This window comes from Modestobacter sp. L9-4, assembly GCF_019112525.1.
GTDB lineage: Bacteria > Actinomycetota > Actinomycetes > Mycobacteriales > Geodermatophilaceae > Modestobacter.
Genome location: NZ_CP077800.1, coordinates 3,975,365 through 3,994,326 on the forward strand (window position 1 = coordinate 3,975,365; position 18,962 = coordinate 3,994,326).

Here is an 18,962-nt window from a genome sequence, read left to right on the forward strand (position 1 = left end):
GTGGCGTGCCGAAGCTGCAGCTGCTCCCCGCCGTCGACGTCGCCGACGGCCTCGCCGTCCGCCTGGTGCAGGGGGAGGCCGGGAGCGAGACCTCCTACGGCGACCCCCTCGAGGCCGCCCTCGCCTGGCAGCGCGACGGCGCCGAGTGGGTGCACCTGGTCGACCTCGACGCCGCGTTCGGCCGCGGCTCGAACCGCGAGCTGCTGGCGGAGGTGGTCGGGCAGCTCGACGTCGACGTGGAGCTGTCCGGCGGCATCCGCGACGACGAGTCGCTGGCCGCCGCGCTGGCCACCGGTTGCCGCCGGGTCAACCTCGGCACCGCCGCGCTGGAGTCGCCGGAGTGGTGCGCGCGGGCGATCGCCGAGCACGGTGACCGCATCGCCGTCGGCCTGGACGTGCGCGGCACCCGGCTGGCCGCCCGCGGCTGGACCAAGGAGGGCGGCGAGCTCTACGAGACCCTCGCCCGCCTGGACGACGAGGGCTGCGCCCGCTACGTGGTCACCGACATCACCAAGGACGGCACGCTGCGCGGCCCGAACCTGGAGCTGCTGCGCGAGGTCTGCGCCGCCACCCCGCGGCCGGTGATCGCCTCCGGCGGGGTCAGCTCGCTGGAGGACATCCGGGCGCTGGCCGGGCTGGCCGGCATCGGCGTCGAGGGCGCGATCGTCGGCAAGGCGCTCTACGCCGGCCAGTTCACCCTGCCCGAGGCGCTGCAGGTCACCGAGGAGCTCGCGTGAGCGTCGTGCGGCTGGGCTCGGGCGGGCCCTGGGAGGGCATCGTCGGCTACAGCCGGGTCGTCGCCGTCGGCGAGCAGGCCTGGGTGAGCGGCTGCACGGCCGCGACCGTCGAGGGCACCGTCGCGCACCCCGGGGACGCCGGGGGTCAGACCCGGGTGGCGCTGCAGACGGTCGCGCGGGCCCTGACCGACGCCGGGTTCGACCTGGGCGACGTCGTGCGCACGCGCATCTACGTGACCGACATCAGCCGCTGGGAGGAGGTCGGGCGCGCGCACGGCGAGGTCTTCAGCGAGATCCGGCCGGCCACGACGATGGTGCAGGTGGCGGCCCTGATCGACCCGACGATGCTGGTGGAGATCGAGGCCGACGCGGTCCGGGGGGCGGGGGCGTGAGCCTGTCCGTGCGGGTCATCCCGTGCCTGGACGTCGACGCCGGTCGGGTCGTCAAGGGCGTCAACTTCGTCGACCTCGTGGACGCCGGTGACCCGGTGGAGATGGCCCGGGTCTACGACGCCGAGGGCGCCGACGAGCTGACCTTCCTCGACATCACCGCGAGCTCGGGCAGCCGGGAGACCACCTACGACGTCGTCCGGCGGACGGCGGAGAGCGTGTTCATCCCGCTGACCGTCGGCGGCGGCGTGCGCAGCGTGGCCGACGTCGACAAGCTGCTCCGCGCCGGTGCGGACAAGGTCGCGGTCAACACCGCCGCCGTCGCCCGGCCCGAGCTCATCGCCGAGATCGCCGACCGGTTCGGCAACCAGGTGCTCGTGCTGAGCCTCGACGCCCGCCGGGTCCAGGGCGGCGCGCACACCGACTCCGGCTTCGAGATCACCACGCACGGCGGGCGCCAGGGCACCGGCCGGGACGCCGTCGAGTGGGTCGTGCAGGCCGCCGCGCTCGGCGTCGGCGAGGTGCTGCTCAACTCGATGGACGCCGACGGCACGCGGGCCGGCTTCGACACCGAGCTGATCCGGGCCGTGCGCCGCGAGGTCACCGTGCCGCTGATCGCCAGCGGGGGAGCCGGCGCGGTCGACCACTTCCCGCCCGCGGTCGAGGCCGGCGCCGACGCGGTGCTCGCCGCCAGCGTCTTCCACTTCGGGCAGCTGCGCGTCGGGGACGTCAAGGCCGGGCTGGCCGCCGCCGGCGTCCCGGTCCGCCAGGAGGCCGACCGCCCGCTCGACTGAGTGCCGGGGAGCGGGCCGCCGAGGGCGGGCATGATCGCCCGGTGATCCTCGGACGCCGCCGCCGGCCCGATGCGCCCCGGCCACTGCCCGTCCCGCCGTTCGCGCCCGACCGGCCCGTCCCGGCCCCGGCGGTCGTCCCGGCGCCCGCCGACCCGGTGGCGGCCCTGGCCGCGGCCGGTGTCGCGCTGCCCGGGAGTGGTGCCGCCGTGCAGCCCGCGCCCGGCCTGTCGGTCTGGACCGTCCCGGTGGCCGGCGCCGCCGCCCTGGAGCTGTGGAGCCGCGTGCGTGCGGCGCACCCGGCCACCGGGCTCTGGCCGGTGCTCGCCGGGCCGTCCACCGAGGAGACCGTGGCCGCCTCGCTGGAGGAGACCCCGGACCCGCCGCTGGCCTCCGACGGCGCCGCCTGGCTCACCGCACGGGCGGCCGACCCCGAGCTCGCGCCGGCCGGGGTCACCCGCGGGCCGTACGTGCAGCGGGCGGTGGTGGAGCCGGCCGAGTTGCTGCCCGCCCTCACCGGCGGGCTCGACCGGTTGTGGCTGGTGCCCGCACCGGCCGGCTGGCTCGTGCCCGGGCTGCTGGGCTGGAGCGGTGCGGTGAACCACGACGTGCTGGGCCACGAGCACGCCACGGTGCTGCGGCGCTGGGCCGGCGCGTGGCAGGCCGAGCTGCTCGCGCTGGAGCTCGACGTGCTCACCCTGCGGGTGCACACCCCGCCGGTCACCCCGTAGCAGGCGCTCGCGGCGGCGGTCGAGGCCTACGTCTACTGCCCCGACGCGGTCGAGCAGGGGACCGAGACCCTCGACGCGCTCGCCGAGCACCTGACCCAGCCGGCCTGGCAGTTCTGGTGGGACTGATCCCGCCCGCCGGGCGCTGACCCGCGAGCGGGGCCACCCGGTGCCCGGGGCGGTCAGCCGGGGCGGCGGGCGAGGACGACGAGCTCGCGGCCCGGCCGGTCGGGGGCGTCCCGGACCTCCTCGACGACCAGCCCGGCCGCGGTCACCGACGCGACCAGCTCGGCGCGGCTCCGGAACCTCAGCGTCGAGTCCGAGGTCAGCACCGCACCGTCGCTGCCGAAGACGAACGTCCAGCGGAAGGTGACCAGGTCCCCGCGCACGTCCAGGACGTCGACCCACGTCTGCACCGGGCCGGTCCCCGGGACGTCGGCGGTCGTGTCAGATCGCGCCCGGTCCCACTCCTCCCACGCCCGTCGCGCCGGGTCACGGCTCTCGAACACGAGTCGGCCGCCCGGCCGCAGGGCGTCGTGGGCCGCCCGCAGCACCGCGTCCCAGTCGGCGTCGGCGCAGAACACCTCGGCCACGTTCGCGGTCATGGTGACCAGGTCCACGGCCAGCGCCGGCAGGGCCGCGACGTCGCCGACCACCCAGTCGACCAGGTCGGCGCCGGCCTTGCGGCGCGCCACCGCGATCGACGCCGCCGCCGGGTCGAGCGCCGTCACCGCGACGCCACGGCCGGCGAGCAGACAGGCGAGCGTGCCGGTGCCGCACCCGATGTCGAGCACCGCCCGCGCCCGGACTCGTCGACGAGCGCCACGTAGGGGTCGAGGTCGGAGCGGTCGGGGTCCAGTGGGTCGTACACGTCCGCGAGCCGCTGGTCGGCGTAGATCGGGTCCACCACGCGGGGGACCGTAGGCGCCCCCGGTCCGGCTGCCCAGCCGGTCTCCCGGCCCCGGGTCAGTCGACGACGAGGTCGACGCAGGCGACGTCGGGGCGGCCGCTCACCCAGAGCAGCACCTCCAGCGGCGCCCCGGTCACGATCGTCGCCGGGGTGCCCTTCCGCAGCCGGCGCTCGCTGCCGGTCGACCCGTCCGGGACGTCGCTGCGCCGCACGACCAGCCCTCCGGCGGTCTCCGGCAGGCCGCCGCCGCGGGCCAACAGCGGCACGCTGGACCACAGCTGGTCCTGCACCGCGGTCGGCAGCTCGCGCGGCGACCAGTCCGGCTGGGCCCGCCGCACGTCCTCGTGGTGGACCACCATCTCCACGGTGTTGAGCAGCCGGTCCACCGCCGGCCAGGACGTGGGCACCCACGCCGGCGGGCCCGAGCGCACCTCGGCGACCAGCTCGCCGAACGGCCGCCGTGCCGTGCGGGCCGACACCTTCGCCGTCCACCCGGCGAACGGGCCGCCCAGCACGACGCCGGGCATGGTGTCGGGGCGGCGGTCCCGGACCACCAGGTGGGTGGCCAGGTCGCGGGTGGTCCAGCCCTCGCAGCGGGTGGGCTGGTCGGGACCCAGCTGCTCCAGCAGGTCGGCCAGCGCCGCTCGCTCCGACTGCGACACGGGCTGGGCGGCGGTCGGCATGCCCCGAGGCTAGCCAGTCCGGCGGTGCCCGGCCGATCCGTTAGGGCGGGTAACGAGCGCGGGTACGCTCGGGCCACCGTCCGCACGACCACCTGGAGGACAGCTGTGCCGCGAGACGCCGTCGTCCGGCGCGGCCTGCGCCACGTCGTCCGGGCCATCCGTGAGCAGCCGGGCATGTTCACCCTGGCGTTCCTGGGCAGCAGCCTCTACGCGGGCATGACCGTGGCCAGCGCCTACGTCATCGGCGGCATCACCGACCGGGTGCTGCTGCCCGCCTTCGACCGGGGCGCCACCACCGCCGCCGCGCTCACCCTCGCGGCCGTGGCGATCATCGGCGTCGCCGTCCTGAAGATCCTGGGCATCATCGGCCGCCGGCTGTTCGCCGGTGTGATGGCCTACCGGCTGCAGGCCGAGTACCGCCGCCGGGTGACGGGTCAGTACCTGCGCCTCCCGCTGTCCTGGCACCAGCGCCACCCCACCGGCCAGCTGCTGTCCAACGCCAACAGCGACGTCGAGTCCGCCTGGTTCTTCGTCATGCCGCTGCCCTTCGCCTGCGGCGCCCTGGTGATGGTGGCCATCACCGTCGTCGCGCTGTTCCTCACCGACGCGCTGCTGGCGGTCGTCGGGGTGGTCGTCTTCCCGCTGGTGTTCGTGCTCAACGCCTTCTACAGCCAGGCTATGAGCCCGCGGATGGAGCGGGCGCAGCAGCTGCGCGCCGAGGTCAGCGAGATCGCCCACGAGAGCTTCGACGCCGCTCTGGTGGTCAAGACCCTGGGCCGGGAGACCGACGAGACCACCCGCTTCGCGGTCAAGGCCGACGAGCTGCGCGACGGCCTGGTCGCGGTGGGCCGGGTCCGCGGCCTGTTCGACCCGATGATGGAGGCGCTGCCCAACCTGGGCACCCTCGCCGTGCTGCTGATCGGCGCCGAGCGGGTCGCCTCCGGCGCCACCGAGGCCGGTGCCCTGGTCTCCATCGCCTACCTGTTCACCCTGCTGACGCTGCCCATCCGCGCGATCGGCTGGGTGCTCGCCGACCTGCCGCGGGCGATGGCCGGCTTCGACCGCGTCACCCCGGTCCTGGAGGCCACGGGGGAGACCCCGCACGGACCCGGCACCGCCCCCGCGGGACCCGGCGGTGCCGCCGTCGCCGTCCGGGACGTCGACTTCCGGCACGACGCGGACGCCCGCCCGACCCTCTCCGGGGTCACCTTCGAGGTCACCGCCGGGCGCACGATCGCCGTCGTCGGTCCCACCGGCGCCGGCAAGTCCACCCTCGCCGGCCTGCTGGTGCGCCTGGTCGACCCGCACGACGGCTCGGTGCTGCTCGACGGCGTCGACCTGCGCACCCTGCGCGAGGGCGAGGTCAGCAGCCAGGTCGCCTTCGTCCCGCAGTCGACGTTCCTCTTCGACGACACCGTCCGCGACAACGTCACCCTCGGTGCGGACCTCAGCGACGAGCAGGTGCGCGAGGCCCTGCGCACGGCCGCCGCCGACGACTTCGTCGACCGGCTGCCGGAGGGCCTCGACACCCGGGTCGGTGAGCGCGGTGCGTCGCTGTCCGGTGGGCAGCGGCAGCGGCTCGCGCTGGCCCGCGCCGTCGTCCGGCGCCCCCGCCTCCTCGTCCTGGACGACGCCACCAGCGCCGTCGACCCCTCGGTGGAGGCCCGCATCCTCGACGCCCTGCGCGCCAGCGACCGCCCGGCCACCGTGGTCGTCGTCGCCTACCGCCAGGCCACCATCGCGCTGGCCGACGAGGTCGTCTGGATCGAGCGGGGCCGCCTCGTCGCCCGCGGCACGCACGCCGAGCTGCTCGCCGACGTCCCCGGCTACGGGCGCCTGGTGCAGGCCTACCAGCCCCCGGAACCCGTCGCGGCCGAGCCCGTGGAGGTGCCGGCGTGACCGACGAGCCGTTGCTGCCCGCCGACGAGCGGGAGGAGGGCGCGCTGCAGACCCTGCGCCGGGGACTGCGGATGATGCCGGAGTTCCGCCAGGGCCTGCCCGTCACGTTCCTGCTGGCGCTCATCGCCACCGCCGGCCGGGTCGTCGTCCCGATCGCCGTCCAGCAGACCCTCGACCGCGGCCTCGGCGCCCCCGGCGGCCCCGACATCGGGCTCGTCCGCACGCTCATCGCGATCAGCGCCGTCATCGTCGTGGTCACCGGCATCGCCGTCTACCGGATGAACGTCCGGCTGTTCCGCACCACCGAGACCGCGCTGGCCAACCTCCGGGTCCGGGCCTTCCGGCACGTGCACGACCTGTCGGTGCTGCACCAGCAGGGGCAGCGCCGCGGCTCGCTGGTCTCCCGGGTCACCAGCGACGTCGACCAGCTGTCGGTCTTCATGCAGTGGGGCGGGGTGCTCGGCCTCATCAGCGTCGGCCAGCTCGTCGTCGCCACGATCGTCATGGCCGTCTACTCCTGGCAGCTCACCCTGCTGGTGCTGGTCTGCTTCGTCCCGCTCGCGGTCGCGGTCAAGTACTTCTCCCGCAGGCTCGCCGCCGTCTACGGCGTCGTCCGCGAGCGGGTCGGTGACGTCCTGGGCGCGGTCGCCGAGTCCGTCGTCGGCGCCTCCACGGTGCGCGCCTACGGCATCCGCGGACGGACGGCGGCGCGCATCGACACCGCCATCGACCGGCACTACCGCGCCTCGGTGCAGGCCCAGCGCACCACCGCGGCGGTCTTCGTCAGCGGTGAGCTGGTCGCCGCGATCGCCAACGCCGCGGTCGTGGTGGTCGGCGTCCTGCTGGGCATCGGTGGGCACATCTCCGCCGGCACCCTGGTCGCCTTCCTCTTCCTGGTCACGCTCTTCGTCGCGCCGGTGCAGACGGCCAGCGAGGTGCTCAACGAGGCACAGAACGCCGTCGCCGGGTTCCGCCGGGTGCTCGACGTGCTCGACACCGCCCCCGACGTGCAGGACCCGCCGTGCGGCCGCGCCCTCCCGCCCGGCCCGCTCGACGTCGCCTTCTCGCACGTCGGCTTCGCCTACTCCGCGGGCGGCCGCAAGGCGCTCACCGACGTCGACCTGGCCATCGCCGCCCGCACCCGGGTGGCGATCGTCGGGGAGACCGGCTCGGGCAAGACGACGTTCGCCAAGCTCGTCACCCGGCTGATGGACCCCACCGAGGGCCAGGTGCTCATCGGGGGCGTCCCGCTGGACGAGGTGTCCTTCGCCTCGCTGCGCCAGCGGGTGGTGATGGTGCCGCAGGACGGCTTCCTCTTCGACGCCTCCGTCGCCGACAACGTCCGCTACGGCAAGCCCGGCATGACCGACGCGCACGTCGCGGCGGCCTTCGACGAGCTCGGGCTCGGCGACTGGCTGGAGAGCCTGTCCGACGGCGTGGCGACCCCGGTGGGCCAGCGCGGGGAGTCGCTGTCGGCGGGGGAGCGGCAGCTGGTCGCCGTGGCCCGCGCCTACGTCGCCGACCCCGACCTGCTGGTGCTCGACGAGGCCACCAGTGCGGTCGACCCGGCCACCGAGCAGCGGCTGACCCGCGCCCTGGACGCCCTCACCGACGGCCGGACGACGCTGACGATCGCCCACCGGCTGTCCACCGCGGAGCGGGCCGACGAGGTGCTGGTCGTCGACGCGGGCCGGGTGGTCCAGCGCGGCACGCACGCCGAGCTGGTCGACGTCGAGGGCCCCTACGGCCGGCTGCACGCCTCGTGGCGGCGCAGCTCGGGGCGGCAGGCCGAACCGGTGGCGTGACCGAGGCCGGGTCGTGACCTGGGGGCGGCATGCTCTGCCCGCATGCGCCCCTGGTCCCTCGGCCTCACTGCCGTCCTGCTCGTCGCCGGCCTCTGCGGCTGCGGTGACGGGGTGTCCGGCGGGGACTGCCTCCCGGAGCTGCCCACCGTCGAGCCGGCCGCCGTCGCGGCCGGGGCCGAGGTGACGGTCGCCTCCACCGGCTTCACCTGCGACGCCCGCTACGACGACGAGCGGCAGTACTCGCTGCAGATGGGGTTCGAGGGCCGCGCCGAGCCGGTCGACGTCGGGGACGTCGACGTCGCGGCCGACGGCTCGTTCACGGTGACCGTGACGGTGCCCTCGACCGCGTCCCCCGGGAGCTCGGCGGTGTCGATCCGCGGCAGCCGGTACGACGAGCCGTGCGACGACTCGTCCAGCTGTGCCCTGTACGGCGCGTCGTTCGTCGTCCTCCCGGCCGCCTGAGGCGGCGACCGCCCCGGTGAGGGCGAGCGCTGCGCCCCTGTCCACAGGTCCCCGCGCAGACGACCGCGGAGGCCGCCGGTTCCCTACGGTCGCCGACGTGACCGGAGACGAGGAGCCCCTGCCGTGGTCGGCGGTGCTGGCGCTGGTGGTGGGTGGGGCCAGTGCGGTGCCGCTGCTGTTCGTCACCGCGGTGGCCTGGGCATACGCCGGTGAGCTCGCCGGCGGCCCGGTGCTCGCGGTGGTGCTCCTCGCGCTGACCGTGGCCCAGGTCGCCGGCGTGGTCCTGCTGCGCGACCGGCGGAGCTGGCAGGTGCTGGTGGGCGCGTCGCTGGGCGTCGTGGTGGCGGTGCCCGTGGCCGTCGTCGCGACCTCCGCCGGCAGCAGCGAGCCGGTGGCCGAGACCGTCGGCAGCCTGGCGTTCCTCCTGGCCGGGCCCGTCCTCACCGTGTCGCTCGCCTCCCAGCCCGGTGCGCGTCGGTGGGGGAGCCCTCCCAGGCGGCTGCCAGCAGTTCGCCAGCCGGCCCCTGGCCAGGACCCCTAACCTGCCCGGCATGCCGTCCACCTCCAGTCGCCGCCCGGGCGCGGCGGCGACCCAGCAGCGTCCCCGTCGTCCCCTCGGCCGCGGCTTCGCCGTCGCGCCCCCCGAGCCGGTCCGGCCCCTGCAGGCGCCGTTCGCCGCCGTCTTCGGCGGGCTCGTCGCCCTCGAGGACGCCTACCTGGGCTGGCTGCTCTGGGACGCCGACCGCAGCTGGAGCTGGTACCTGCTCGTCCCGCTGCTGCTCCTCGTCGCGGCGCTGGCCGGCGCGGTGCTCGTGCTGCGCGGGCGGTCGCTCGGCCGGGTCAGCGGTTCGGCGGTGCTGGCCTGGAGCTGTGTGCTGCCGTTGCTGGGCCTGCTCGCGCTCGCGGTCTTCTTCGCCGCGTTCGCCGACGGCGAGTCCGCGTCCATGTCGCTGGTCCTCCTCGTCGGCCCGCTCGGCGGACTGGTCCTGGCGCTGCGCGCTCCGGTGCGGGAGTGGACCCGCCGCGGCCGGGCGCGGGGCCAGGGGGCCGCGCGCGGTCTAGCGTCGGGCCGTGGGCCGACCAGGAGTGCGCGCGGACGCTGACGTCGTCGTGGTGGGAGCCGGCCTCGCCGGGCTGGTGGCCACCGCCGAGCTCGCCGACGCGGGCAGGCGGGTCCTGCTGCTGGACCAGGAACCGGCCGCCTCGCTGGGTGGCCAGGCGTTCTGGTCCTTCGGCGGGCTCTTCCTCATCGACTCACCCGAGCAGCGCCGGCTGCGGGTGCACGACTCCCTCGAGCTCGCCCGCCAGGACTGGGCGGGCACCGCCGGCTTCGACCGCCCCGAGGACCACTGGCCGGGGAAGTGGGCCGAGGCCTACCTGCAGTTCGCCGCGGGGGAGAAGCGCGCCTGGCTGCACGACCAGGGCGTCCGCTTCTTCCCGGTCGTCGGCTGGGCCGAGCGCGGCGGCTACACCGCCACCGGGCACGGCAACTCCGTGCCCCGCTTCCACGTCACCTGGGGCACCGGCCCCGGCCTGCTCGCCCCCTTCCTCGCCCGGGTCCGGGCGGCGGTCGACGCCGGTCTGGTCGAGGTCCGGCACCGGCACCGGGTCGACGGACTGGTCGTCACCGACGGTGCGGTCACCGGCGTCCGGGGCGCGGTCCTCGAGCCCAGCGACGCCGAGCGGGGGGCGGCCAGCTCCCGCACGGAGGTCGGCGACTTCGAGCTCTCCGCGCAGGCCGTCGTCGTCACCGCCGGCGGCATCGGCGGCAACCACGACCTGGTGCGGCAGAACTGGCCCGCCCGGCTCGGCCCCGTACCGCAGCGGCTGCTGTCCGGCGTCCCGGCGCACGTCGACGGCCGGATGCTGCAGATCACCGCCGATGCCGGCGGGCGGGTCATCAACCCCGACCGGATGTGGCACTACACCGAGGGCATCGTGAACCACTCGCCGGTCTGGGCCCGGCACGGCATCCGGATCCTGCCCGGCCCGTCCTCGCTGTGGCTGGACGCGACCGGCACCCGGCTGCCCGCCCCGCTGTTCCCCGGGTTCGACACCCTCGGCACGCTGGCCCACATCGGCACGACCGGCCACGAGCACACCTGGTTCGTGCTGACGCAGAAGATCATCGAGAAGGAGTTCACGCTGTCGGGCTCCGAGCAGAACCCCGACCTGACGAACAAGGACCTCGGGCTGCTGCTCACCCGCGTGCGCTCCGGCGCCGCGGCACCGGTGCAGCGGTTCATGGACGACGGCGAGGACTTCGTGGTCGCCGACACCCTGCCCGAGCTCGTCGCCGGCATGAACCGCGTCACCGGCGACACACCGCACCTGGAGCTGGCCGCCGTCGAGCGCGAGGTCGTCGCCCGCGACCGCGAGATCGCGCACACGTTCAGCAAGGACCAGCAGGTCACCGCGCTGCGTCAGGCCCGCACCTTCCTCGGCGACAAGCTGATCCGGGTCGCCCGCCCGCACCGGCTGCTGGACCCCGACGCCGGCCCGCTGATCGCCGTCCGGCTCAACCTGCTCACCCGCAAGAGCCTCGGCGGGCTGGAGACCGACCTGTCCGCCCGGGTGCTGCGTCACGGCGGTGCGGCCGTCCCCGGGCTGTACGCGGCGGGGGAGGTCGCCGGGTTCGGCGGCGGCGGCATGCACGGCTACCGCTCGCTGGAGGGCACCTTCCTCGGCGGCTGCCTGTTCTCCGGCCGCGTGGCCGGCCGGGCCGTGGCGGCCGCGCTGTGAGCACCCAGGACTGGGACGCCGTCCCGTACGCCGGGCCGCCGGCCAACGGCCCGCAGCAGCCCCCGCCGTCCTGGCCGCCGGCGCAGCCGTACGGGCAGCCCGCGCCGTACGGGCAGCCCCAGCCGTACGGGCAGCCCCAACCGTGGGGTCAGCAGCAGTGGCCGCCGCCGCAGCCGTGGGCGCCCGCGCCGGCCTGGGGCCAGCCGCCCTGGGGGCAGCCCGCGTGGGGTCTGCCGCAGCCGTGGGGTCCGCCGCCCCGGCCGCAGCGCTCCGGACTGGACGTCGCCGGCGCGGTGCTGGCGTTCGTCTCGACGCTGCTGGTGCTGATCGGGACCGTGTACGCGATGGCGTTCAGCGCCCTGCTCAGCCTGGCCCGAGGCCCCTCGTCGGGGGTCGGCGGGTGGACGGCGTTCCTCCAGCTCGCGCTGGCCGGGCTGCTGGTGGCCGGCGGGGTGCGGGTGCTGTCGGGCAGCCGGTGGTGGCTGCTGGGGGCAGCGGCCCTGCAGCTGGCGCTGAGCCTCTACTGGGTCGCCGTCCTCGACGACATCGCGCCGTCCACGATCAGCGACGGGGTGTTCGTGCTGCCGGCGCTGTTCGGCGGGCTGGCCCTGCTGGCCGGTGGGCTGCCGTTCCTGCCCGAGGTGCGGCGGTGGCTGCAGCGGCGCACCCACCGGGCGCCGGAGGGACCGCAGCCGCAGCCCGAGCCCGCCCGGCCGCCCTGGGCCTGAGCCGCACCGGCGCGGGGTGGGACGATCAGGGGCATGTCCGCCCCCGTCTCCCCGCTCGACCCCGCCGTCGCCGAGCTGCTGCGCCGCGACCCGGCCGGCCTGGTCGCCGCCGTCGTCCAGCAGCACGACACCGGTGAGGTGCTCATGGTCGCCTGGATGGACGACGAGGCGCTGCACCGCACGCTGACCAGCGGCCGGGCCACCTACTGGTCGCGCAGCCGCGAGGAGTACTGGGTCAAGGGCGAGACGTCGGGGCACCGGCAGTGGGTGCGCGACGTCCGGCTGGACTGCGACGGCGACGCCCTGCTGCTGCTCGTCGACCAGGAGGGGCCGGCCTGCCACACCGGCGAGCGCAGCTGCTTCCACCGTCCGCTGGAGGCCACCCGTGCGACTCGGTGAGACGACCCCCTCGGCGGCGGGGTTCGCCGCGCTCGACGCCCCCGTCGTGCCGGTCACCCGCCGGCTGCTCGCCGACAGCGAGACCGCCGTCGGCATCTACCGCAAGCTCGCCGGCAACCGTCCCGGCACCGTGCTGCTGGAGTCCGCCGAGCAGGGCAAGCAGTGGTCGCGCTACAGCTTCGTCGGCGTGCGCAGCGCCGGGGTGCTGACCGAGATCGACGGCACGACGGCGTGGCTGGGCGACCCGCTGCCCGGGCTCACCGACGACCTGCCCGCCGACCCGCTGGACGCGGTGCGCACCCTGGCCCGCCGGCTGCGCTCACCCCGCAGCGCGCTCGCCGACCCGCAGGGCCTGCCGCCGCTGACCGGTGGGCTGGTCGGGTACCTCGGCTACGACGTCGTCCGGCGGCTGGAGCGGCTGCCGCAGACCGCCACCGACGACCTGGGCATGCCCGAGCTGGCGCTGATGCTGGTCACCGACCTGGCCGTGCTCGACCACACCGACGGCACCGTGCTGCTCATCGCCAACGCACTGGACTCCAGCCCGGCGGCGTACGACGACGCGGTCACCCGCCTCGACGCGATGGCCGCTGACCTGACCAAGGCCGTGCCCCCGGGCGTGGCCACCCTGGAGACCCGCGACGCGCCGCCGGTGAGCAGCAACATGGCGCCGGGCGTCTACGAGGACGGCGTCGAGCGGGTGCGCGAGCACGTACGCGCGGGCGACGTGTTCCAGACCGTGCTCAGCCAGCGCTTCGAGCTGGCCACCGACGTCGAGGCGCTGGACCTCTACCGGGTGCTGCGGGCGTCCAACCCCTCGCCGTACATGTACCTGCTGCGCTTCGCCGGGCGGCAGACGCCCTTCGACGTCGTCGGGTCCTCGCCCGAGGCGCTGGTCACCGTCACCGGCGACCGGGCCGTGGTGCACCCGCCGGCCGGCACCCGCCCGCGCGGGGCCACCCCCGAGGACGACGTCCGGCTCACCGAGGAGCTGCTGGCCGACCCCAAGGAGCGGGCCGAGCACGTGATGCTGGTCGACCTGGCCCGCAACGACCTGGGCCGGGTCTGCGTGCCGGGCACCGTGGAGGTCGCCGACTTCATGCGCATCGAGCGGTACAGCCACGTCATGCACATGGTCTCCACGGTGTCCGGGCAGGTCAGCCCGGGCCGCGACGCGCTCGACGTGTTCGACGCGACGTTCCCGGCGGGCACCGTCTCCGGCGCCCCGAAGCCCCGGGCGATGGAGGTCATCGAGGCGATCGAGCCCACCCGGCGCGCGCTGTACGCCGGCACCGTCGGCTACCTCGACGCCGGGGGCGACATGGACATGGCCATCGCCATCCGCACCGCCGTCCTGCACGGCGGGCGCGCCTACGTGCAGGCCGGTGCGGGGGTCGTCGCCGACAGCGACCCGGCCAGCGAGGAGGCCGAGACCCGGCACAAGGCCCGGGCGGTGCTCTCGGCCATCGCCACCGCCGAGGGGCTGCGGGAGCTGCCGTGAGCGTCGCCTCCGCCCGGCGGGAGCTCACCGTCGCCGTCCTGGTGTGCGCGGCGGCCGGGGGGCTGGCACTGACGTCGTCGTCCTCGCCGTGGGCGCACGTCACGATCACCCGGCAGGCGCCGCTGCCCCCCACCGTGGAGGTCCTCACCGGCGGCCAGGCCGCGCCGCTGGTGAGCGCGTGCGGGCTGCTGCTGCTGGCCGCGGCGCTGGCGGTCATCGCGGTGCGCGGCGCCGGGCGGGTGGTCGTCGGCCTGCTGGTGGCCGTGGCCGGCGGGGTGCTCGCCTGGTCGGGGCTGCGCGGGCTGACCGGCCGGCTGGGCGTCGACCTCGCCGACGTCACCGGCACGGTGGCCCTCGGCGGTGCGCGGGTGGACACCGACGCCGCGGTGACCTGGCCGCTGCTGGCCCTGCTCGCCGGCCTGCTCGGGGTGCTCGCCGGTGCGCTGGTCGTGGTCCGCGGTCGCCGTTGGCCCGGGATGAGCCGCCGCTACGAGCGGACCCCGGTCGTCGCCGGTGCCGCCCCGGCGCCCGCGCCCGCCCGCCGGGCCCGGCCGGAGACGCCCGAGGACCGGCACCAGGCCGCCTGGAAGGCCCTCGACCGCGGGGACGACCCGACAGTGTAAGGACCCCGGTGCCCTCCACGACTCGCGAGCTCGTCGTGGGCCCCTGCACCGGGGCCGGCCCCGGCCCCCCGGCGGAACGGGACCGGGACGTCTCTAGAGTGGCCGCAGTCGACCAGGCCGGTCCAGCGGCACGGTCTCTCGGGTTCGGAGGAGGGGTCATGAGCGTCCTCGACGACATCGTCGCCGGCGTCCGGGAGGACGTCGCAGCACGCCAGGCCGCGACCCCGCTGGCCGAGGTGCAGGCGGTCGCCCGCGACACCCGCCCGGCGCTGGACGCCCTCGCCGCGCTCCGCGCCCCCGGTGTCGGCGTGATCGCCGAGGTCAAGCGGAAGAGCCCCAGCAAGGGCGCGCTGGCCGAGATCACCGATCCGGCCGCGCTCGCCGCCCAGTACGCCGCCGGTGGCGCCCGCGTGATCAGCGTGCTCACCGAGCGCCGCCGCTTCGGCGGCTCGCACGCCGACCTGGCCGCCGTCCGGGCCGCCGTCGACGTCCCGGTGCTCAACAAGGACTTCGTGGTCAGCAGCTACCAGGTGCACGAGGCTCGTGCCCACGGCGCCGACCTGGTGCTGCTCATCGTCGCCGCGCTCGACCAGCCGGTGCTCGTGGGCCTGCTGGAGCGCATCGAGTCCCTGGGCATGACCGCCCTCGTCGAGGTGCACAGCGAGGCCGAGGCCGACCGCGCCCTGGCCGCCGGCGCCTCCGTCATCGGGGTCAACGCCCGCGACCTCACCACCCTGTCGGTCGACCGCAGCACCTTCGAGCGGATCGCCCCGGGGCTGCCCAGCGAGGTCGTCAAGATCGCCGAGTCCGGCGTCCGTGGCCCGCACGACCTGATCAGCTACGCCGGCGCGGGTGCCGACGCCGTGCTGGTGGGGGAGGGCCTGGTCACCGCGGGCGACCCGCGGCAGGCCGTCGCCGACCTGGTCACCGCCGGCTCGCACCCCGCCACCCCGCGCACCTCCCGCTAGCAGAAGGACCCTCCTGCCCCCCACCACTCGCAGGCTCGCGGCGGGGGCCCTGCAGGAGGGCCGGGGACGGGCGGGACCTGCGGGTCGGGGGAGCGCACCGGAGTCCCTACCCTGTAGGGGTGACCGCTCTCCATCCCGCCGCCCCTGACGTCCGCGACCTCACCGCGCGTCCGGAGTGGCCGGACGCCACCGGGCACTTCGGCCCCTACGGCGGCCGGTTCGTGCCCGAGGCGCTGATCGCCGCCCTCGACGAGCTCAGCGCGGCCTACGAGGCCATGCGCGTCGACCCGGTGTTCATCGCCGAGTTCGCCCGCCTCCAGCGCGACTACACCGGGCGGCCCAACCCGGTCACCGAGGTGCCCAAGTTCGCCGAGCACTGCGGCGGCGCCCGGGTGCTGCTCAAGCGCGAGGACCTCAACCACACCGGCTCGCACAAGATCAACAACGTGCTGGGCCAGGCGCTGCTGACCAAGCGCATCGGCAAGACCCGGGTCATCGCCGAGACCGGCGCCGGCCAGCACGGCGTCGCCACCGCCACCGCCGCCGCGCTGATGGGGTTGTCCTGCACCGTCTACATGGGCGAGGAGGACACCCGCCGCCAGGCGCTCAACGTCGCCCGGATGCGGCTGCTGGGCGCCGAGGTCATCCCGGTGACCACCGGCTCGCGCACCCTCAAGGACGCCATCAACGAGGCCTTCCGCGACTGGGTCACCAACGTCGAGACCACCAACTACGTCTTCGGCACCGTCGCCGGCCCGCACCCGTTCCCGGCGATGGTCCGGGACTTCCAGCGGGTGATCGGCGACGAGGCCCGCGCGCAGGTGCTCGAGCGCGAGGGCCGGCTGCCCGACGTCGTCCTGGCCTGCGTGGGCGGTGGCTCGAACGCGATCGGCATCTTCACCGCCTTCGTGCCCGACGCCGGTGTCCGGCTGGTCGGCCTGGAGGCCGGCGGCGACGGCGTCGAGACCGGCCGGCACGCCTCCTCCATCACCGGCGGCGACCCGGGCGTGCTGCACGGCGCCCGGTCCTACCTGCTGCAGGACGCCAACGGCCAGACCATCGAGTCGCACTCGATCTCCGCCGGGCTGGACTACCCCGGCGTCGGCCCGGAGCACGCCTACCTGCACGACATGGGGCGCGCGGAGTACCGGCCGATCACCGACGCCGAGGCCATGGAGGCCTTCGCGCTGCTCTGCCGCACCGAGGGCATCATCCCGGCGATCGAGTCCGCGCACGCCCTGGCCGGGGCGATGAAGGTCGGCCAGGAGCTGGGCCCGGACGCGCTGCTGCTGGTCAACCTGTCCGGCCGCGGGGACAAGGACGTCGAGACCGCCAGCGCCTGGTTCGGGCTCGGCGAGCACGGCGCCCCCACCGACTCCGACGCGCGCGCGGTCGAGGCCGGCCGGGGCGCGGACCCGGGCCCGGGCCTGGACGACGAGCAGCACGCCACCGAGGGTGCGGTCACCAACCATGAGGCCGTCGCCGGCCAGGACGCGGGGGAGCAGGCGTGAGCGCGCTGCAGACCGCGATCTCCGCCGCCAACGCCGAGGGGCGGGCCGCGCTGGTCGCCTACCTGCCGGTCGGCTACCCCGACGTCGACACCTCCATCGCGGCCATGGTCGCCGCGGTCGAGGGCGGCGCGGACGTGGTCGAGATCGGCGTCCCCTACTCCGACCCGGGCATGGACGGGCCGGTGATCCAGGAGGCGGTCGAGGTCGCCGTCCAGGCCGGCGTCGGCATGCCCGACGTGCTCAAGGCGGTCGCCGCCGTCGCCGCAGCCGGGGCGGTGCCGGTGGTGATGAGCTACTGGAACCCCATCGAGCGCTACGGCGTCGACCGGTTCGCCGACGACCTGGCCGCGGCCGGGGGAGCGGGGGCCATCACCCCCGACCTGATCCCCGACGAGGCCGGTGCGTGGCTGTCGGCCAGCGAGCGGACCGGGCTGGACCGGGTCTTCCTCGTCGCGCCGTCCTCGACCGACACCCGGCTGGCCGCCACCGTCGACGCCTGCCGCGGCTTCGTCTACGCCGCCTCCACGATGGGCGTCACGGGCACCCGCGCCGTCGTGGGCGACGCCGCCGAGCGTCTCGTCGGGCGGACGCGTGAGGTCTCCGGGGAGCTGCCGGTCTGCGTCGGCCTCGGGGTCTCCACCGGGGACCAGGCCGCCGAGGTCGCCGGCTTCGCCGACGGGGTCATCGTCGGTTCCGCCTACGTGCGCCTGATGCTCGACGGCGCCGGCCCCGAGGGTGTGCGTGTCCTGTCCGAGGAGCTCGCGGCCGGCATCCGGCGTGCCAAGGTGCTCCCATGACCGTGCTCGCCGCCCTCCCGAGCCCGACCCAGGGGGTCTGGGAGATCGGGCCCTTCCCGCTGCGTGGCTACGCGCTGTGCATCATCGCCGGCATCGTGCTGGCCTGCTGGCTCGGCGAGCGCCGCTGGGTCGCCCGCGGCGGCGCCAAGGGCGACGTGCTCGACATCGCCGTCTGGATGGTGCCCTTCGGCATAGTCGGCGGCCGCATCTACCACGTGATCACCACCCCCGAGCCGTACTTCGGCAAGGGCGGCGACCCGGTCCGGGCCTTCGCCATCTGGGAGGGCGGGCTCGGCATCTGGGGCGCGATCGCCCTGGGTGCGGTCGGCGCCTGGATCGGCTGCCGCCGGCGCGGCATCAAGCTGCCGGCCTTCGCCGACGCGATCGCCCCGGGCATCGTGCTCGCCCAGGCCGTCGGGCGGCTGGGCAACTGGTTCAACAACGAGCTGTACGGGCGGGCCACCGACCTGCCCTGGGCGCTGACGATCCACCGCTGGGACTCCTCCGCGGGCCGTGCGGTCACCGGCGCCGACGGCACCGCCGAGGTGCTGGGCACCTTCCACCCGACGTTCCTCTACGAGCTGCTGTGGGACGTCGGCGTCGCCGTGCTGGTCATCTGGGCCGACCGCCGCTTCAAGCTCTCGCACGGGCGGGCCTTCGCGCTCTACGTCCTGGCCTACTGCGCCGGCCGCGGCTGGATCGAGGCGCTGCGCATCGACACCGCCGAGCACTTCCTGGGCCTGCGGCTCAACGTATTCACCTCCGTCGTCGTCGGGCTGCTGGCGCTGGCCTACCTGATCGCCCAGCGCGGCCGGCCCCGCGAGGTGGTCACCCGCGGTCGGGACGCGGCTGCGGCTGCGGCTGCGGCTGCGGCCGAGCGTCCGGCGGCACCCGCGTCGGTGTCCGCGTCGACCGAGGCCGAGGGCCCCGACGCCCCCGCGACCCCGGTCGACACGGCGGAGGCGCCCCGCACCGGCAGCACCGCCGCCGACCGGGAGCGGCCGGCCGACGGCTGAGGGCCGGGTGGCCGGCACACGCGTCCGGGCAGTCGCCGCCGACGCGCCGCCGAGACCGCGCTGAGACGTGCGCGACATGTCGCGCACGTGTCCTCGCTGTGTACGCTGACTTTCGGCCGACCAGTGATCCTGGGCCGGCCGGCGACGTCGGAACCGGGCCAGCGCTGCCCCGCGCACGACCACCTCACGGCCACCACGCCGTGGGCTGCGCGGTACCACGAGGCCTGGCTCCGCCACCGGCCCCGCTGCCCCACCCGACGGACCGCACCGTTC

The 18,962-nt window shown here is 75.7% G+C and carries 19 protein-coding genes and 1 pseudogene; 18 read left to right on the top strand and 2 right to left on the bottom strand.

Going from position 1 to position 18,962, the window contains the following annotated elements; all coding sequences use genetic code 11:
- Positions 1 to 5: 5 nt before the first annotated feature.
- The 4 genes and pseudogenes from priA to KUM42_RS20460 all read left to right on the top strand — a co-directional run bounded on the left by priA (position 6) and on the right by KUM42_RS20460 (position 2,774).
- Complete coding sequence (gene priA / locus KUM42_RS18840; protein WP_237494049.1) at positions 6 to 737, top strand: bifunctional 1-(5-phosphoribosyl)-5-((5-phosphoribosylamino)methylideneamino)imidazole-4-carboxamide isomerase/phosphoribosylanthranilate isomerase PriA; 732 nt, start codon at positions 6 to 8, stop codon at positions 735 to 737.
- On the top strand, positions 734 to 1,129 hold the full coding sequence (locus tag KUM42_RS18845; protein WP_237494050.1) for a RidA family protein: 396 nt from the start codon (positions 734 to 736) through the stop codon (positions 1,127 to 1,129). Before priA ends, KUM42_RS18845 begins: the two co-directional genes overlap by 4 nt.
- Entirely contained in the window at positions 1,126 to 1,920 is a 795-nt protein-coding gene (gene hisF / locus KUM42_RS18850) for an imidazole glycerol phosphate synthase subunit HisF (protein ID WP_237494051.1), read from the top strand. Before KUM42_RS18845 ends, hisF begins: the two co-directional genes overlap by 4 nt.
- 281 nt (positions 1,921 to 2,201) lie before the next feature.
- Positions 2,202 to 2,774 (top strand): annotated as a pseudogene (locus KUM42_RS20460) (DUF4253 domain-containing protein).
- A 53-nt stretch (positions 2,775 to 2,827) separates the two neighbouring features.
- Here KUM42_RS20460 and KUM42_RS18860 read toward each other — a convergent pair.
- Entirely contained in the window at positions 2,828 to 3,439 is a 612-nt protein-coding gene (locus tag KUM42_RS18860; protein WP_237494052.1) for a bifunctional 2-polyprenyl-6-hydroxyphenol methylase/3-demethylubiquinol 3-O-methyltransferase UbiG, read from the bottom strand.
- 172 nt (positions 3,440 to 3,611) lie between these two features.
- A complete protein-coding gene (locus tag KUM42_RS18865; protein ID WP_237494053.1) occupies positions 3,612 to 4,238 on the bottom strand; it encodes a TIGR03085 family metal-binding protein in 627 nt (208 codons plus the stop codon).
- A gap of 105 nt (positions 4,239 to 4,343) precedes the next feature.
- Here KUM42_RS18865 and KUM42_RS18870 point away from each other — a divergent pair, with 105 nt between their 5' ends.
- The 14 genes from KUM42_RS18870 (at position 4,344) to lgt (ending at position 18,689) form a co-directional block, all read left to right on the top strand.
- Positions 4,344 to 6,137 carry an ABC transporter ATP-binding protein gene (locus KUM42_RS18870; RefSeq protein WP_237494054.1) on the top strand — a complete coding sequence of 598 codons (1,794 nt, stop codon included), beginning with the start codon at positions 4,344 to 4,346 and terminating at the stop codon, positions 6,135 to 6,137.
- Positions 6,134 to 7,942 carry an ABC transporter ATP-binding protein gene (locus tag KUM42_RS18875; RefSeq protein ID WP_237494055.1) on the top strand — a complete coding sequence of 603 codons (1,809 nt, stop codon included), beginning with the start codon at positions 6,134 to 6,136 and terminating at the stop codon, positions 7,940 to 7,942. Before KUM42_RS18870 ends, KUM42_RS18875 begins: the two co-directional genes overlap by 4 nt.
- A gap of 42 nt (positions 7,943 to 7,984) precedes the next feature.
- On the top strand, positions 7,985 to 8,404 hold the full coding sequence (locus tag KUM42_RS18880; RefSeq protein ID WP_237494056.1) for a hypothetical protein: 420 nt from the start codon (positions 7,985 to 7,987) through the stop codon (positions 8,402 to 8,404).
- A gap of 97 nt (positions 8,405 to 8,501) precedes the next feature.
- Complete coding sequence (locus KUM42_RS18885) at positions 8,502 to 8,945, top strand: hypothetical protein (protein ID WP_237494057.1); 444 nt, start codon at positions 8,502 to 8,504, stop codon at positions 8,943 to 8,945.
- A 10-nt stretch (positions 8,946 to 8,955) separates the two neighbouring features.
- Positions 8,956 to 9,507, top strand: a complete 552-nt coding sequence (locus KUM42_RS18890; RefSeq protein WP_237494058.1) for a hypothetical protein — start codon at positions 8,956 to 8,958, stop codon at positions 9,505 to 9,507.
- Positions 9,476 to 11,146: an FAD-binding dehydrogenase gene (locus KUM42_RS18895; RefSeq protein WP_237494059.1), complete on the top strand. Its 1,671-nt coding sequence runs from the start codon at positions 9,476 to 9,478 to the stop codon at positions 11,144 to 11,146. Before KUM42_RS18890 ends, KUM42_RS18895 begins: the two co-directional genes overlap by 32 nt.
- Positions 11,143 to 11,874, top strand: coding sequence for a hypothetical protein (locus KUM42_RS18900; protein WP_237494060.1), 732 nt, complete (start codon positions 11,143 to 11,145; stop codon positions 11,872 to 11,874). The genes KUM42_RS18895 and KUM42_RS18900 overlap by 4 nt, the downstream gene beginning before the upstream one ends.
- 33 nt (positions 11,875 to 11,907) lie before the next feature.
- Positions 11,908 to 12,273: a phosphoribosyl-AMP cyclohydrolase gene (gene hisI, locus KUM42_RS18905; protein ID WP_237494061.1), complete on the top strand. Its 366-nt coding sequence runs from the start codon at positions 11,908 to 11,910 to the stop codon at positions 12,271 to 12,273.
- Complete coding sequence (locus KUM42_RS18910) at positions 12,260 to 13,774, top strand: anthranilate synthase component I (RefSeq protein WP_237494062.1); 1,515 nt, start codon at positions 12,260 to 12,262, stop codon at positions 13,772 to 13,774. Before hisI ends, KUM42_RS18910 begins: the two co-directional genes overlap by 14 nt.
- Positions 13,771 to 14,397, top strand: coding sequence for a Trp biosynthesis-associated membrane protein (locus KUM42_RS18915; RefSeq protein WP_237494063.1), 627 nt, complete (start codon positions 13,771 to 13,773; stop codon positions 14,395 to 14,397). Before KUM42_RS18910 ends, KUM42_RS18915 begins: the two co-directional genes overlap by 4 nt.
- A gap of 158 nt (positions 14,398 to 14,555) precedes the next feature.
- Positions 14,556 to 15,365: an indole-3-glycerol phosphate synthase TrpC gene (gene trpC, locus KUM42_RS18920; RefSeq protein WP_237494064.1), complete on the top strand. Its 810-nt coding sequence runs from the start codon at positions 14,556 to 14,558 to the stop codon at positions 15,363 to 15,365.
- A 119-nt stretch (positions 15,366 to 15,484) separates the two neighbouring features.
- Positions 15,485 to 16,876: a tryptophan synthase subunit beta gene (gene trpB / locus KUM42_RS18925; RefSeq protein WP_237494065.1), complete on the top strand. Its 1,392-nt coding sequence runs from the start codon at positions 15,485 to 15,487 to the stop codon at positions 16,874 to 16,876.
- Positions 16,873 to 17,673 (top strand): tryptophan synthase subunit alpha, encoded by an 801-nt coding sequence (trpA, locus tag KUM42_RS18930; protein ID WP_237494066.1) that lies wholly within the window; start codon positions 16,873 to 16,875, stop codon positions 17,671 to 17,673. The genes trpB and trpA overlap by 4 nt, the downstream gene beginning before the upstream one ends.
- A complete protein-coding gene (gene lgt / locus KUM42_RS18935) occupies positions 17,670 to 18,689 on the top strand; it encodes a prolipoprotein diacylglyceryl transferase (RefSeq protein WP_237494067.1) in 1,020 nt (339 codons plus the stop codon). Before trpA ends, lgt begins: the two co-directional genes overlap by 4 nt.
- Positions 18,690 to 18,962: the final 273 nt, after the last annotated feature.

Coding starts and splice junctions, on each gene's coding strand:
- KUM42_RS18865 (WP_237494053.1), bottom strand. CDS start 4,238: ATGCCGACCGCCGCCCAGCCCGTGTCGCAGTCGGAGCGAGCGGCGCTG.
- KUM42_RS18880 (WP_237494056.1), top strand. CDS start 7,985: ATGCGCCCCTGGTCCCTCGGCCTCACTGCCGTCCTGCTCGTCGCCGGC.
- KUM42_RS18890 (WP_237494058.1), top strand. CDS start 8,956: ATGCCGTCCACCTCCAGTCGCCGCCCGGGCGCGGCGGCGACCCAGCAG.
- hisI (WP_237494061.1), top strand. CDS start 11,908: ATGTCCGCCCCCGTCTCCCCGCTCGACCCCGCCGTCGCCGAGCTGCTG.
- trpC (WP_237494064.1), top strand. CDS start 14,556: ATGAGCGTCCTCGACGACATCGTCGCCGGCGTCCGGGAGGACGTCGCA.
- lgt (WP_237494067.1), top strand. CDS start 17,670: ATGACCGTGCTCGCCGCCCTCCCGAGCCCGACCCAGGGGGTCTGGGAG.